Raw genomic sequence first — 256 nt, 5'->3', positions numbered from 1 at the left:
TCTATGGTCGTCAAGAAATTCTGTTGCCAGAATGTCCAGATGGACAGCCCAGCGAATTCGGATATGCGATATTTGTGATGTTGCTTGCGAACTTTCGGTTCGTTTCGTCTTCACCACCGCAATCTGCATGAGCAAATTGCTTGGGTGTTATATGGTCAAGCCTCACGGGCAATTAGTATTGGTTAGCTCAACGCCTCACAGCGCTTACACACCCAACCTATCAACGTCGTAGTCTTCGACGGCCCTTTAGGGGATT

The 256-nt window shown here is 48.0% G+C and carries 1 rRNA gene; it reads right to left on the bottom strand.

Annotation, left to right across the window (positions count from 1 at the left end):
• Positions 1 to 151: 151 nt before the first annotated feature.
• Positions 152 to 256: ribosomal RNA gene (locus tag L6D75_RS27240) — 23S ribosomal RNA — on the bottom strand; the annotation flags it as partial.

The sequence above is a fragment of the Pseudomonas faucium genome (genome assembly GCF_021602585.1).
In the GTDB taxonomy this organism is placed as follows: Bacteria; Pseudomonadota; Gammaproteobacteria; order Pseudomonadales; family Pseudomonadaceae; genus Aquipseudomonas; species Aquipseudomonas faucium.
This window is presented reverse-complemented; position numbering and strand designations above follow the sequence as displayed.